This is a genomic window from Pseudomonas sp. Emmai, assembly GCF_055179735.1.
The window spans coordinates 5,625,156-5,639,761 of sequence record NZ_CM143685.1; the positions used below are offsets into that span (position 1 = coordinate 5,625,156).

Genomic DNA, 14,606 nt, shown 5'->3' on the forward strand with positions numbered 1-14,606 from the left:
ATGGCTCTGTTGTAGCCGGGCCGAGCCTATAGAACCATTCGACGATGGTAGTAACAAGCCCCTACAAAACGTCGTGGTTACGCCCCTTTTTGGGTTAAACCCCCGCAATCCGGGCCTCCCCGCCCCCGTAGGCGCTGACGAAGCCTGTGAACTTTCGCTCTTTGCAGGGATTGTTACCAAATCCGCGAAAGGTGTTTATCAAAACCACGGGTATATGAATCCACCCCCCACGCCTAAAATCAGCCCCGCCAACAAGGCAACCCTGATTAACCAAGTTGCAGCCCCCACGAAGGCAGTTAATCAAAACACCAAGTACTGAAGTTCCACACGCAATCCCAAAAAGATTGCGTGACCCCTCACGACTTTAGAAAGGTAAAACTGAAATGAAAGCTTTATTAGTTCTGGCCCTCAGCAGCTTGTGCTTAAACGCCATGGCAGACGAGGTCCCGACTGATGTCGCACAGCAACAACCCGTGGTAGAAGAGGAATACACCTACTCCACTCACTTGGACATCGCCAATGTAGTGTCCATGAGCGAAGTCCCGAACGTGTGCGAAGTGGTTCCGATGAAAATGGAATACGACGACTCCAAAGGCCAACGCCACATCCTGCGTTATAGCGTCATGGGTAACGGCTGCTCTAACGGCTGATCTTCCCGCACTTCCCCTTAACGGTTCGACCCACCTGCCCGCTGTTTAAGGCCGATGAAGCGCCGAACCGTATACATCGATAAATGCGATTGTTTAGTGCGATTATTTGCGCTTTTTAATCAAATTAACCGGCGTAGTATGAATTCCACACCCAAGGCACAAAACGCCAACGAACCTGGAGCCACCACCATGAAAACCAAACTGATCCTCGCCCTGACCCTCTCCGTACTGGCCGGTAGCGCTTTCGCTGCTGATGGTTATGACCGTACGGGCTCCGCCGTCGCCGCTGACGGTTACGATCGCACCGGCTCTGCCGCGGTTGCTGCGGATGGCTACGATCGCACCGGTTCCGCCACCGTTGCAGAAGACGGCTACGACAAAACCGGTTCGGCGACCTTCGCTGCCGATGGTTTCGAACGCACCAACTCGGCGACTTTCAGCTGACATTTGGCTGAATCAGCATTGCCCGACTTCGGTCGGGCTCAGTTGTGTCTGGAGCCATCGAAAAGCGCCTCAAAACACAACATGTAGTGAAAAACCGTTTTTTTGGCTATTTTTTGAGCAAAGAAACCAACGCGCCAAAATTAATGAAAAAAAATCTGCCCCCGCGATACCCAGCCAAAGCCCTGTAAACCCTCGCTCCGACCAAAAAAACCTCCCCCACCGTCCGATCTCAGTGCCATTTCGTCGCACCACAGCCCTGTTTTTTTCCCTATAATGCGGCGTTAAACGGGCCTGCAATATTCCCTTACACGGATCAGCAGCCAGTCTGAAGCCCACGCAGAAGCGATTGCGTTTTTCTGCGCCCGTCAGCGGCTTCGGCCCCGTAAAAAATTCCTGTTTTTGCCTGCCTTAGCTGCAATTACATTTTCTTAGATCCAACGCGGCCAGTACGACCGTGTGACAAACCATCACATGGGCAATCTGGCCCTCACGCAGGAGACGACACGTCATGCTGAGCTGGGACGAATTCGACAAAGAAGACACGGGCGAAGTAGCCGTAAAAGGCGCCAACGCCGGCCACGCGACTGAAGCCAACATGGACCGCCTCGACACCGCCGGTGGCGTTGCCGCCCAAGAAGCGCGCGCCGTGACCGCCTCCGACTCCGCCGCCATCGCCCGTGCCAAGGCCGCCCTGGACAACCTCGACGTTGCCGAAGGCCTGGCCGAACTCGAAGGCGCCTCCGCCCGTGTTGCCGTCGACGAAAAGCGCATGATCAACTGCCGCGCCGACCTCAACCAACTGGTCCCGTTCAAGTACGACTGGGCCTGGCAGAAGTATCTGGACGGCTGCGCAAACCACTGGATGCCGCAAGAAGTCAACATGACCGCCGACATCGCCCTCTGGAAAGACCCGGAAGGCCTGACCGACGACGAACGCCGCATCGTCATGCGCAACCTCGGCTTCTTCTCCACCGCCGACTCCCTGGTTGCCAACAACCTGGTCCTGGCCGTGTACCGCCTGATCACCAACCCGGAATGCCGCCAGTACATCCTGCGCCAGGCGTTCGAAGAGGCGATCCACACCCACGCCTACCAGTACTGCATCGAATCGCTGGCCATGGATGAAGGCGAGATCTTCAACATGTACCACGAGATCCCATCGGTCGCGAAAAAAGCCACCTGGGGCCTCAAATACACCCGCTCGATCTCCGATCCGAAGTTCGAAACCGGCACCGTCGAAACCGACAAAGAGTTGCTGCGCAACCTGATCGCTTACTACTGCGTCCTGGAAGGCATCTTCTTCTACTGCGGCTTCACCCAAATCCTCTCCATGGGCCGCCGCAACAAAATGACCGGCGTCGCCGAGCAGTTCCAATACATCCTGCGCGACGAATCCATGCACCTGAACTTCGGCATCGACGTGATCAACCAGATCAAAATCGAAAACCCGCACTTGTGGGATGCTGAAATGAAGGAAGAAGCTTCGCAGATGATTCTGCAGGGCACTCAGCTGGAGATCGAATACGCGCGTGACACCATGCCTCGCGGCGTACTCGGCATGAACGCGGCGATGATGGAGGACTACCTGAAGTTCATCGCTAACCGTCGTTTGTCGCAGATTGGGTTGAAGGAAGAGTATCCAGGGACGACTAACCCGTTCCCTTGGATGAGCGAGATTATGGACTTGAAGAAAGAGAAGAATTTCTTTGAGACTCGGGTTATTGAATACCAAACCGGTGGTGCGCTTAGCTGGGATTAACTCCCGAGGCTAATCGAAAACCTAGAAGCCCCGATCTAATCGGGGCTTTTTAATGCCTAGAAGAAAACTTGGTCGTCCCTACATCACCTGGCTAAAACTCCTACAGCATATCCAGCCGTTTCCTGATTGATCCCACTTCAATGCACCTCTAAGCTCAATCCAGGTGCCTAAGAAACGCCCAACGTAGAAGCTGACTTATTCACACAGAACCGCGTTTTGTCTTGAAGACTTGCGCGTGAACTTGTGTGAAAGAGAATGCCTGTTGGGATTTCTTACCTCCTCTACGTTGGGTCTGGCTCTATCCAATTCATTCGTAGAGGTAATGGATATGCCCACACAACAAGCAATCCGCTCTCCTGGCATTTTGGAGATCGGTCATGTCTGATCCCTTCATCCCCACTGTCTTCACCCGCCAAAACTTATACCTTCACGCCCTCCTCCTGGAAAACCAGCCATGGTTCTGTGCCCGCGATCTGGGTCGCTTAATGGGTTTCCATTTGAATGATCGATTGGTCAGCAAGCTGGACGAGGATCAGCGGCATACGTTGCTGATCAATTATCACGGCCAACCGGAGAAGCGATTGATGCTCAGCGAGTCCGGCGTGTACGCGTTGCTGGTCTATCACTACGCACCGGGGAATCGGTTGTTGCGTGAATGGTTGACTCATCAAGTGGTGCCCGCCTTACGTGATGCCGTGCCGTCGAAGAATCCTGATCGACCAATGTTGAGTTTGTTGGATTGGCCGGAAATGTCGTTGAGTCTGTTGCATTGGCAGGATGAAGGCTGGATTCGGCTGAGGGACATGCCTTATCTGTTGCTCAATCGCACGCGACGACGGGTGCCGGTGGTTAAGCCTTGGTGGCGCAGGGTTTTGGAGGTGTTTCAGTCTTCGAAGCAATCGGTGGGTTAGTGCGGTGGTGTCTTTGTAGGATCGCTTGAGCGATGCGTCGGTCTTTTCTGTAGGAATTTTCGTAGACAGTCGTAATGGCCACTCAGTATCGTCCGAGGGTTTTCAACCCTCGGCGATTGTATGGACACTGAAAAGAGCAACAGCGATTGGACTGACGTGGAGATTCAGGCAGCGGTCGATGCCTATCTCAGCATGTTGTCCCGCGAGCAGAGCGGTCAGAAAGTCGTTAAGACTGAGGAAAATCGCATCCTGCGTGAAGGTGCCTTAGCCAGCCGGACTAAAGGATCGGTTGAGTTTCGGATGCAGAACATCTCTACGGTGCTGGTCGAACTGGATCGTGCTCGCATCGAGGGCTACAAACCGGCCAAGAACGTCGGCGCGAATGTTGCGCGCAGCATTCGTAGAGCGCTCAGCGCTTCAAGCATTTTGACACCCGAAGATTTTGCTCCTACTGCGGACGAGGCAACGCTGGAGCAACGAGCGGCCAAACTTGAGCGACACCTCCTTAAAGATGAGCCGAAAGGGATTGAGCGACCCGAGCAAACTCAGTCCAGCGGAAAGTCTTATGTTCGCGATCCTGAAGTGAGAGCGTGGGTTCGTCAGCAGGCTGAAGGTAAATGCGAGGGCTGTGGAGAACCTGCTCCGTTTGAGAAGGATGGTCGCCCATTTCTTGAGGTTCATCACGTTAAGCATTTGGCGCATGAAGGTTCGGATCGACCGAGGAATGCTGTGGCGCTGTGCCCGAATTGTCATCGTCGTTGTCACCATTCGAGCGACCGGCATGAATTCACTGCTTCGCTTTATAAAAAGGTGAAACGGTTGAAAGTCGAATAACCGGGCCTGGTGAAATTTGTGGCGAGGGGGTTTACCCCCGTTCGGCTGCGAAGCAGTCGTTAATCCTCACAACTTGGTTTGTCTGATTCACCGCGTTTGCTGGGTTTGGGGCTGCTGCGCAGCCCAACGGGGGTAAACCCCCTCGCCACAGGTTTGAGCCTGGCGTGGCCGATGCGTTGATGCAGGCATTCGTGAGCAAGCGCGCTCCCACAGGTTTAGTGGGTTGCCGCAGATTTTGCGGCGTTTTGAAAACAGTCAGTGCAACCCGCCCCGCCTCCCGCTATTAATACCCTCCCCCACTCAAGGACCCGAGCCCACCATGAAATTCGACCTCGCCTACTGCCTCAGCCTCGACGACAAGCTGTCGATCTATGACGTGCGGGATTTGAATTTTGACGAGACGATGGAATTCGATTCAGCCAAGGAACACTTCCAGTGTCCCAATGACGCCTGCCGGGCGGCCTTCGATGCAGCGAATGTGTTGACGACGTTCAACGCCAAAAACGTGAATTACGTTCGCACCCCGCACTTCAAGAACACGCCCAGCACGCGGCATGTGGCGGATTGTCCTTATGTCAGTTTGAGGACGCCGGCGTCGGGGATTGAGGTGGACGGTGCGGAATCGGATGACAGTCGTGAGGAGCATTTTCCGTCGGAATTGTTACTGACTCGGCGTGAGTATGTGCGCAAGCCGTCGAGCCCGACGGTGGCGGCAGATGTGGTGCGGGATGATCCGAAACCCACGTCAGTGGATAAGTACACGGAACACCCAACCCGCGAGTCGGCGCCGGACAAGACCAGTGTCTTCGCCCATCCGGTGGAGTGTTTTGTGTCGAACTTCGAAGACAAGGAGTTGCTCAAGCGCATGCCGCTGAAGATTGGCGAGCACACGGCGCCTTATGGGTCGTTCTTCAAGAAGATCGAATACCTGACGGACAACAAGGGGCTGATTTACTGGGGCAAGATCAAGGAAATAAAGGATTACACCCAGAGTTTTCGTATCGATTTCGAGCAGAAGGTCTGGTTTAAGCAGGCGGATGAGGCGAAGAAGAAGCCGTATTCGGTGAATGTTTATTTGAGCAAGAAGTTGATCGACAACTACCGCAAGCGCAAGGCGTTTCTGGAAGAGATCAAGCACGCCAGTGAGAGCGGGAAAGAGTTGTTTTGTTTCTTCTATGGGGTGACGCCGGAGTTGAAGCAGGTGCCGAGCAAGAAAAACCCCGAACAGACGTTCGGGGTGTTCAGTGCGAATATTGAGAACCTGGATCACTTCATTGTTCGTGAAGCGCCGGGGTTGGACGATAAGTAACGCGCGTCAGGGTAATTGCAGCGCGGCACTGCCGGGGTGTTGCTGGATGAGGTTGTAGGGCAGGACGCTGAACGCTGTGTCGCGGCACATGGAAGAGATGTGCGGGAACGATGGCACTAACTTGATGCCGCTTTTGGTGAAGTACCAGGACGGGTATGCCCATGGTTGTTCCTCGCCATAGATGCAGCCGTCTTCACGTTCTGTGGTGGTTTTCATTTCGTCGGGATAGAGCGCGCTGAGTTGCTGGACCAACCACGGCGCCAGGGTTTTGGTGCGGTAGTCGGAATAGGCGTCGTACGATTCGGAAGACGGCGTGGCGTCGTTGTACTCGCGTTCGTAGTGCAGCGGTTTGCCCTGGCCGAGCCACAGCACGTCTTCAAGGGTCAGGGTCTTGCCGGTTTTGACGTCCAGATTGAGTGGCATGTCGTTTTCATCGGTATAGGCGCCGCCGCAACTGTACTCGGTAGCAATGCTCACGCTGATGGTCGACGGCCCCATCCACAAGGGTTCTACCGTTTGTGCGTAGAACGTCTCGCCGGCACTGGCCTCACAGTCGAACTTCCCCGCCACTTCTTGCCACAGGCGCCCCATCAATTGTTGATTGATGCGCTGGCGCTCCGCGGCGGTGTACCCCGACATCACTTCAAACAGTGTCGTTTCGGATGTTGGTTCAATCCACCATTGCAGCGAGTAGCCCATGAAGGTTTCGGCCTTGCCCTTCTTCAGGTCCAGGCCTTGCAGACGCAGGTACTCGTAAGGTGACTGATCACGCAGGGTGGTGAGAAAGGGCACGGTTGCGGCGGGCGCGGGTGCAATGTTGGCTTGCTGTAGATCGACTTTCAGCACCTTGCCTTCGGGGCTGCGCCATTCACCGGACCAACCGTCTGGCTTGGGCTGTAGACGAATCGTCGGGTGAGGGGCGTCCTGATATCCCCGTAGCGGAGCCTCGTCGAGCACCAGCGTCTGCCCGTCCTTTTTGCCGCTGAGCATCAGGTCCTTGCGGTACTTTTGGTAGAAGTAACGACCGTCGCCAGAGTCAGGATTCATTTCCAGCACAATCGGCATTTTGCCCAAAGTCCCGGTATAGACCTGAGTACTGGCGTCAGCCCAAATCACAGGCGAAGCCGTTAAGCACGCCAGGACGACAACCCCGGCCAACCAGCGCAATCCGTTGAACATCAAATCTTCCTTGGATAAATGGCGGTATCCAGCCTCAGGGCAATTGCAGCGCGACGCCGCCAGGGTGCTGCTTGATAAGGCTATAGGGCAAAAGACTCCATTCCACATGCCCACACGGCGATTCGGCGTGAGAGAAGTACGGCTCTAACTTGATGCCTTCTTCAGTGAAATACCAAGTCGGGAGAATCCAACGGTCTGCTTCACCGTAAGCGCAGTTCTCGTCACTGCCAGGTATCTGATCGGGGTGAAGCTTATGCAACTGTTCGACTAGCCAAGGTGCAAGTTTTTGGGTGCGGTACTCGGAATAAACTTCGCGCGCTTCCGGGGTTTGGTCATTCAGCTCTTCGTAATGCAGCGGTTTACCCTGCCCGACCCAAAGGACGTCTTCTAACGTCAGAGACTTACCGGTTTTGGCATCCAGGTTAATGGGCGCCTCGCTGTAATCCGGGTGCTGGCCGCCACAACGCCCCTCGGTTTCAACGTTCACGCTGATAACCGATGAGGTGATCAGCAGCGGTGTCATCGCTTGGATAAGCGACGTATCGCTACCGCCAGCGAGACACCCGTAGTACCCCACCACTTGCCGCCACAATTGATTCATCAACTGCTGATTAATGCGATCGCGCGCTTCAGGGGCGTAGCCGGAAACCACTTCAAATATCGTCAACTTCGTCTGCGGCTCACTCCACCACTGCAACGAATAGCCATTAAACGTCTGTGTCTTGCCTTGCTTGAGTTTCAGACCTTGCAGGCGCAGATACTCATAAGGTTCCTGATCATGGAGCCTGGTTAGATAGGGCAACGTATTGGCCGGTAGTGGTGGGCGTTTGGCTCGCGCCAACTCGATCTTCAGCACTTTACCTTCAGGGCTGATCCATTCGCCGGCCCAGCCTTCAGGCGTGGGCTGCAAGCGAATTGTCGGGCGCGGCGTGTCCTCGCCGTAAGGTTCTTCACCCTCCTTAAGAACAAGGGCTTTGCCTTCCTTTGTGCCGTTGAGCGCCAGATCCTTGCGGTACTTCTGGTAGAAGTAGCGGCCGGTCGCCGTTTCGGGGTCCATCTGCAGCACAATCGGCGTTTTGCCCAAGGTTCCGGTGTACACCTGAGCGCTGTTTTCCGCCCACAGCGGCGTAGAAAACGTTGAGCACGCCAGCGCGATAACGCCAGTCAGACGACACAATCCGTTGAACATCAAATCATCCTTGAACGAAGCGAGCGTTTGCTCGCTAGTAATGGGCGCGGATTATGGCGAAGAAGCGTCAAACAATCGATGCCGCCATGTCGATCATTGCTGCGCCAGTCGCGACTCCAACTGCCCAATCTCGCGCTTCACTGCTTTACGCCGATCACGTGCAGCCTGAACACTTTGTTCATCCTGGCCGGAGTAAGTGCGTAACCAGTGCGCAATCATTTCTTCATCGGGCCAGTAATAGTCCTTATGGCCTTTACTCAGTCGCGGGGTGTCATTCCTCCGAGCGTCGAAGCGGCCAGCCTCGTATTCGTCAGCCGGTAGCGAACCCCATTCGGCGGCGTAATCCTGGAAAATCCAAGAGACTTCGTCGATATGCTTTTGCGCACCGCGATGCCGGCGCTTATAGAAAACATACTCGCTACAGGCCTGCTCATAACGCTGCTCCATGAGATCGCCATCGATCCATTGAAACAAGTCATTCTGCGTCGCATGGCGCATCAAGCCGTAGAGCCAGCGCTCAGAGAAGCGTTGGATAAATCCGGCAACGTCAGCCTTTTTCGCGTCCGCGAAAATCATGCAGTAACGGGTTTTGATGTGCATGACGAACAGCACGTGCTTGCGCTGTACGGTGATCGCATGGACCAGCCACTGCTCTGTCAGATCAGCCGGTTCATCCTCTTCCGGGGTGGGCGATGGTGGATTGAAGTCCACGGGCGTGATTGTTTTACCCTTTTGGACGCGACTGAAAAACTGGCTGGCTGCTTCGGTGCAGTTAAAGATCAACATCAATGGCCCTCAAGCGTTAGGTGTACTTAATTAACCCACATACCAAGCATCACTAAAAGCAGCAAACCGATGTAGACCCAAGCATGTATGCGATCCGGTATCCGCCCGATCCAAGGCGTAGCCAGCCTCATGCCGATAATCGATCCAGCCCCCAATATCGCAAACGCCAACACATCCACATACCCCACAAACCACGGCCCCAGATCAAACTCGGTGAACCCGGCCATCGCCATGTAAGTCAGCGTCCCGGCCAGGGCCACGGGCAAACTCAGTGGGTTGGCCATGGATGTGGCTTGGGTCATGCTCAGGCCGCATCGCCTCAACAATGGCACGGTCATGACGCTGCCGCCCACGCCGAGAAAGGTGGCGATAGCGCCGATTCCTACACCAGATACCTCCACCCTTCCCAATCGTCGTGGGATTGCGTTACCCGAGTGCGTGAGAAAACCGCGCCTGAACAGGCAGTCCAGAATCGTAATGCCCAAGTACACGATGAAGGCATAGCGAATCACCTCACCCTTGGCCCACATCGCTGCAACAGCGCCGACCATCGCGCCCAACCCGATGTACCCACCCAACGGCCACAGATAATGGCGAATCAGGCTACCGGCGCGGTGGTGTTTTCCGGTGGCGATCAGCGCGTTGACGATCATTACGCAAGTCGAAGTGGCAACGGCGATGTGCATTGCCGATTGACCGATGGGGTCGTCGGCCCCATGGCTGGCCAGGAGCATGCGGTACAGCAACGGCACCACGACGAAGCCGCCGCCGAAGCCGAACAGCACGGCGGTGATGCCGGTCATGCAGCCGAAGAGTGTCAGTAAGAGGTAGAACATCGCGCATCGTCCAATGGTGGGGAGCGGTCGACGATAAAGCGGTGCCGCTTGGCCTGCTTCAGCAAGTCAGCCAATAATGCTCGCGTTTACGCCAACTGCTGGATATCGCCCGATGCGCAATGTTTCGATCAATCTGCTGGACGACACTCCACGACCGGTGGTGGCGATCGGTACGGATTATTCCCACGGTCATGTGTTGCCCCTTCATACACATCGACGGGCACAACTCCTGTATGGCGCCACTGGCGTGATGCAGGTCAGCACCCACGATGGCAGCTGGGTGGTGCCGCCGCAACGGGCGGTGTGGATCCCGGCCGGGGTGGCTCATGAGGTGTTGATGCTCGGGGTGAGTACGCGGAGTTTGTACATCGAGCCGGCAGCGGTTGATCTGGGGAGTCGTTGCCAGGTGATCAGTGTGTCGCCGTTGATGCGGCATCTATTGATGGAGGCTGTAGAGGTGCCGTTGGCCTACGATGAGTCCGGGCGCGACGGTGTGCTGATCGACTTGTTGCTGCACGAACTGGCCCGTAGCGCTCATCTGCCGCTGCATATTCCGCTGCCCGTCGAAGGACGATTGCTCGGGTTGTGTCAGACGTTTCTCCAGCAGCCCAACATCCATCAAGCGCCGCAGTACTGGGCCGATCAGTTGCACATCAGCCTGCGCACCTTTAACCGCCTGTTTCGCCAACAGACCGGCCTGAGTTTCAGCCAATGGCGCCAGCAAGCGTGCGTGGTGCTGGCCCTGGCGCGACTGGCGGTGGGGACGCCGGTGACGCGGATTGCCGTGGACTTCGGCTACGACAGCCCGGCGGCGTTCTCGACGATGTTTCGCCGGGTACTGGGGCAGGCACCGTCCGTCTGGATGGATGCGGCGAAATAGCACAAATCAAAAAATGCGTTTGATCCGGGATCAAAACAACTGTACAAAAACACAGTACATTTTGAATCAGCACTCTCGAGCCCGGAGAACACCATGGCCTCTCTTGCGATGAAAATCACCCTGGAACGTATCGCCCTCTTCCAATTCACCCCGGCCCACAGCGCCCAGGCCCGAGCGATGCTGGGTTGGAGCGTGGAAGAACTGTCTCGGGAATCCGGGGTGTCCGTGGACGCCATAGAACGATTCGAGGCCGGACGCGACGTGCTGGATGTCACCCGACTGGCGTTGGCGTATCGGTTTGAATCTGAAGGACTGGTGTTCTTCCCCGGGTTTGCGCCAGGCAGGGGGATGAATGTGAAGGGGGCGACACCCAATCCGGTGGCGCGGCCGGATTATGCGATGGTTGAGTGAGGTGTCCGCAGATGAGTGATATCGATGCAGGGGCCGCGCGAGCCAAAGCCGAATACGTGATGAAAATAGGCATGCTTCTGAAAGCCGGTGAACTAAGCAATGCCGAAGCGGCGCAGAAGCTTGGGCTGTCTCAGGCGGATCTCGATGAAGTGCTTCGAGGACAACGTCGCGATGTGACCATGGCAAAGATCTCGGGGCACCTGAATCAGCGACAGGATGAGCCTCGCTAACGGAGTGATGAGACCCGGGCCGCCTCCATGGCAGGCGGCTCGGTCCCACATCATCAAGCGCTCTACGCCGTCACCTGATCGCCAACGCTTTCCAGTTCCGACCACCACGGGCTGCCGCGCTGCGGATACATCACGTTGAACGCCTCGCCCATCTGCGGCGTGCTGATCGACACGTTCCGCTCCCAGGCCAGCGCCAGGATGCGATCGAAGGGTTCGTACCAGGCGTGCATCGACAGGTCGAAGGTGCCGTTGTGAATCGGCAGCAGCCAGCGCCCTTTGAGGTCGATGTGCGCTTGCAGGGTTTGTTCGGGTTGCATGTGCACGTGTGGCCATTCGACGTTGTAGGCACCGGTTTCCATCAGGGTCAGGTCGAACGGGCCGTACTGTTCGCCGATGCGTTTGAAGCCGTCGAAGTAGCCCGTGTCACCACTGAAGAAGATCCGGGTGTTGCCGTCGATCATCACCCACGAGGCCCACAGCGTGCTGTTGCCATCGAACAGGCCGCGACCGGAGAAGTGCTGCGACGGTGTGGCGATGAATTGAAGGCCATCGACTTCAGTGCCCTGCCACCAGTCCAGTTGGCGAACTTTGCTGGCATCGATGCCCCACTTGATCAGGGTATCGCCCACACCTAACGGCGTGAGGAAGTATTTGGTCTTGTCCGCCAGTTTGAGCACCGCGTTGTAATCAAGGTGGTCGTAGTGGTCATGGGACAGGATCACCGCTTCAATCGGCGGCAATTCTTCCAGGCTGATCGGCGGCTGGTGGAAACGCTTGGGGCCGGCCCATTGCACGGGGGAGGCGCGCTCGGCGAATACCGGGTCGGTGATCCAGAATTTGTCTCGCAGTTTGAGCAGTACCGTGGAGTGACCGAGGCGGTAGACGCTGTGGTTCGGAGCGGCGATCAGCGCGGCCTGGGTCAGGGTGTGCACCGGGATGGCAGCACTCGGGCGGGTGCTGCGTGGTTTGTGGAAGATCATGTTCCACATGATGCGCAGCATTTTGCGAAAGCCTTCGCGCTGGACCGGTTGGTGATTTCGGAAATGCCCTTCTACCTGACGAGAGGCTTCAGGTCGGATGGCGATTTGTGCAGAGGAATTTGTATTGGCCATGAAGGAATGACTCCAGAAAAACCGCGCGATTCACGGGTTTCCGCTTTGGGACGTTAAATGGCCAAGGCACGCACGCATCAGCCGAAGATCTGTTTTTAGCCGTGCAGGATTAACAGCGGATTACACTGCACAGTGTAGTTTCTAGGTTGCATCAATCCTGATGACAAGTAAACTGCCGAGTGTAATTCCCACCTTTTCCTGCCGAAGCGTACTTATGACAGCTCCACAACGCCTGACCGACCGAAAACGCGAAGCCATCATCCAAGCGGCGATTGCCGAATTCCGTACCAACGGTTTCGAGATCACCAGCATGGACAGGATCGCCGCCACGGCAGGTGTGTCGAAGCGCACGGTGTACAACCATTTCCCGAGCAAAGAAGAGCTGTTTGCCGAAATTCTCAACCAGTTATGGGCGCGGGTTACGGAAGAACAGGACACCTCGTACCGCCCTGACCTGCCCCTGCGCGATCAGCTTCGGCAGCTCCTGTTGGCGAAAATGCAGATGATGGGTGATAACAATTTTCTCGACCTGGCGCGGGTCGCCATAGCCGCGACCATCCATTCCCCCGAACGTGCGCAGAACATGATCACCCGCATGGGCGAACGCGAAGAGGGCCTGACCCTGTGGATTCGCGCCGCCCAGGCCGATGGCCGACTGAAACCGGTCGCCCCGGAATTTGCTGCACAGCAGGTTCAGGGTTTGCTCAAATCCTTCGGGTTCTGGCCGCAGATTTCCATGGGCCAGACCGGCCTTTCGCCCGAGGTACAAAGCACGGTCGTCGAGTCGGCCATGGACATGTTCCTGGCCTGCTACCAGCTCTAGAACAAGTCCTGCCACGCCTGCGCCCGTGTTAAATGGCTCCCAAGGACACTGATTATTCCCGTTGGAATAAATGACAATGTCAGCCGCTTTACCGATGAACGGTAACTCTGAATAAAACACGGCAAAGTGTTTCAGAATGAATCTGGCGCAGGGAATTATGGAAAACCAACGCGGCAAGGGCCTTTCGTTTGCCCGACGCATCTACATGCCCAGAACGGTCGGTCTGGGCATCGGCTGTATCTGTGTGACCGCCGCGCTTTATCCATTGAACCTGCCCGGCTGGGTCTGGGTGCTGATGCTGCTCAATGGCTTCGTCTGGCCACATCTCGCCTACCAGATGGCCACCCGGTCACCGTTTCCCTATCGCGCCGAACGCCGCAACATCATTTGCGACTCGCTGTTCGGCGGCTTCTGGGCGGCTGCCGCTCAGTTCAACCCGATCGTGACCGTCACCATTCTGTCCATGATGACGATGAACAACGTCGCCGCCGGTGGCCCGAGGTTGTTTCTGCACGGCGCCCTGGCGCAAATAGTCGGCGTCATTGTTGCCTGGCTCCTGTTCGGCATCGGCTTTACCCCGAGGGCCACACCGATTCAGGTGTGGGCTTGCCTGCCGTCGCTGACTCTTTACCCGTTGGCAGTGGGAATGGTGTGTTATCGACTGGCGTTCAAACTCGCCGAACACAAACGCACCTTGAGCGCGTTGAGCCGCACCGACAGCCTGACCGGCCTGCTCAACCACGGCGCCTGGAAAGACCTGTTGCACGTCAAGTTCGAGCAATGCCGGCAGAACCAGGTCGCGTCGGTGATTGCCCTGATCGACATCGATCATTTCAAGGCGATCAACGACACCTACGGGCATATCGTCGGCGATACGGTGCTGCGGCAATTGAGCGTGGAGCTCAAGCGCACCCTGCGTGACAGTGATCTGGCCGGCCGCTATGGCGGCGACGAGTTCTGCGTGATCCTGACGAACATGTCATTGCAGCAAGCCAGGGAAGCGATGGAACGTTTGCGCGAAGTGCTCAACGAATATCGCCACCCGCACGCGCCCGAACTGCGCATCAAGCTGAGCATTGGCCTGGCCGCGTACCAAACGCCTTTCGCCGACGCGATTGCCTGGCTCAACGACGCCGACAAAGCCCTCTACACCGCGAAAAACACCGGCCGTAACAAGATCAGCATGGCGTCGAGTCATTCAACATCGATTCAGCCAATCGACGCTTACGCAGGACTATAGTGATCCCAAGTCC

Annotated in this window: 16 protein-coding genes; 11 read left to right on the forward strand and 5 right to left on the reverse strand. The window is 56.4% G+C overall.

What is annotated here, in order from left to right; all coding sequences use genetic code 11:
- Positions 1–383: 383 nt before the first annotated feature.
- The 6 genes from ACY4LX_RS25820 (at position 384) to ACY4LX_RS25845 (ending at position 5,907) form a co-directional block, all read left to right on the forward strand.
- Positions 384–650 (forward strand): DUF2790 domain-containing protein, encoded by a 267-nt coding sequence (locus tag ACY4LX_RS25820; protein ID WP_149657779.1) that lies wholly within the window; start codon positions 384–386, stop codon positions 648–650.
- A gap of 189 nt (positions 651–839) precedes the next feature.
- Positions 840–1,094: a hypothetical protein gene (locus tag ACY4LX_RS25825; RefSeq protein WP_149657780.1), complete on the forward strand. Its 255-nt coding sequence runs from the start codon at positions 840–842 to the stop codon at positions 1,092–1,094.
- Positions 1,095–1,602: 508 nt separating this feature from the next.
- A complete protein-coding gene (locus tag ACY4LX_RS25830; protein WP_092279009.1) occupies positions 1,603–2,853 on the forward strand; it encodes a ribonucleotide-diphosphate reductase subunit beta in 1,251 nt (416 codons plus the stop codon).
- A gap of 377 nt (positions 2,854–3,230) precedes the next feature.
- Complete coding sequence (locus tag ACY4LX_RS25835; RefSeq protein ID WP_463258227.1) at positions 3,231–3,764, forward strand: BRO-N domain-containing protein; 534 nt, start codon at positions 3,231–3,233, stop codon at positions 3,762–3,764.
- Between the two features lie 120 nt (positions 3,765–3,884).
- Complete coding sequence (locus ACY4LX_RS25840) at positions 3,885–4,598, forward strand: HNH endonuclease (protein WP_463258228.1); 714 nt, start codon at positions 3,885–3,887, stop codon at positions 4,596–4,598.
- Between the two features lie 319 nt (positions 4,599–4,917).
- Positions 4,918–5,907, forward strand: a complete 990-nt coding sequence (locus ACY4LX_RS25845; RefSeq protein ID WP_463258229.1) for a hypothetical protein — start codon at positions 4,918–4,920, stop codon at positions 5,905–5,907.
- A gap of 6 nt (positions 5,908–5,913) precedes the next feature.
- On the opposite strand, the gene ACY4LX_RS25850 is transcribed toward ACY4LX_RS25845, so the two are convergent.
- The 4 genes from ACY4LX_RS25850 to ACY4LX_RS25865 all read right to left on the reverse strand — a co-directional run bounded on the left by ACY4LX_RS25850 (position 5,914) and on the right by ACY4LX_RS25865 (position 9,897).
- Entirely contained in the window at positions 5,914–7,086 is a 1,173-nt protein-coding gene (locus ACY4LX_RS25850; protein ID WP_463258230.1) for a hypothetical protein, read from the reverse strand.
- A 34-nt stretch (positions 7,087–7,120) separates the two neighbouring features.
- Positions 7,121–8,275, reverse strand: coding sequence for a hypothetical protein (locus ACY4LX_RS25855; protein WP_463258231.1), 1,155 nt, complete (start codon positions 8,273–8,275; stop codon positions 7,121–7,123).
- A gap of 93 nt (positions 8,276–8,368) precedes the next feature.
- Positions 8,369–9,061, reverse strand: coding sequence for a DUF6933 domain-containing protein (locus ACY4LX_RS25860; protein WP_133837998.1), 693 nt, complete (start codon positions 9,059–9,061; stop codon positions 8,369–8,371).
- A 26-nt stretch (positions 9,062–9,087) separates the two neighbouring features.
- Positions 9,088–9,897 carry a sulfite exporter TauE/SafE family protein gene (locus ACY4LX_RS25865; protein ID WP_463258232.1) on the reverse strand — a complete coding sequence of 270 codons (810 nt, stop codon included), beginning with the start codon at positions 9,895–9,897 and terminating at the stop codon, positions 9,088–9,090.
- Between the two features lie 112 nt (positions 9,898–10,009).
- On the opposite strand from ACY4LX_RS25865, the gene ACY4LX_RS25870 reads away from it, so the two are divergent.
- The 3 genes from ACY4LX_RS25870 to ACY4LX_RS25880 all read left to right on the forward strand — a co-directional run bounded on the left by ACY4LX_RS25870 (position 10,010) and on the right by ACY4LX_RS25880 (position 11,418).
- Positions 10,010–10,777, forward strand: coding sequence for an AraC family transcriptional regulator (locus ACY4LX_RS25870; protein ID WP_463258233.1), 768 nt, complete (start codon positions 10,010–10,012; stop codon positions 10,775–10,777).
- A gap of 93 nt (positions 10,778–10,870) precedes the next feature.
- Positions 10,871–11,188 (forward strand): helix-turn-helix domain-containing protein, encoded by a 318-nt coding sequence (locus ACY4LX_RS25875; RefSeq protein ID WP_463258234.1) that lies wholly within the window; start codon positions 10,871–10,873, stop codon positions 11,186–11,188.
- 11 nt (positions 11,189–11,199) lie between these two features.
- A complete protein-coding gene (locus ACY4LX_RS25880) occupies positions 11,200–11,418 on the forward strand; it encodes an XRE family transcriptional regulator (protein WP_463258235.1) in 219 nt (72 codons plus the stop codon).
- Positions 11,419–11,480: 62 nt separating this feature from the next.
- Here the strand turns inward: ACY4LX_RS25880 and ACY4LX_RS25885 are convergent, their stop codons facing one another.
- Positions 11,481–12,530, reverse strand: coding sequence for an MBL fold metallo-hydrolase (locus ACY4LX_RS25885; RefSeq protein ID WP_149657794.1), 1,050 nt, complete (start codon positions 12,528–12,530; stop codon positions 11,481–11,483).
- A gap of 214 nt (positions 12,531–12,744) precedes the next feature.
- On the opposite strand from ACY4LX_RS25885, the gene ACY4LX_RS25890 reads away from it, so the two are divergent.
- Together ACY4LX_RS25890 and ACY4LX_RS25895 are read left to right on the forward strand one after the other, a co-directional pair.
- A complete protein-coding gene (locus tag ACY4LX_RS25890) occupies positions 12,745–13,353 on the forward strand; it encodes a TetR/AcrR family transcriptional regulator (RefSeq protein ID WP_149657795.1) in 609 nt (202 codons plus the stop codon).
- Between the two features lie 157 nt (positions 13,354–13,510).
- Positions 13,511–14,593 (forward strand): diguanylate cyclase, encoded by a 1,083-nt coding sequence (locus ACY4LX_RS25895; protein ID WP_149657796.1) that lies wholly within the window; start codon positions 13,511–13,513, stop codon positions 14,591–14,593.
- The last annotated feature ends 13 nt before the right edge of the window (positions 14,594–14,606 follow it).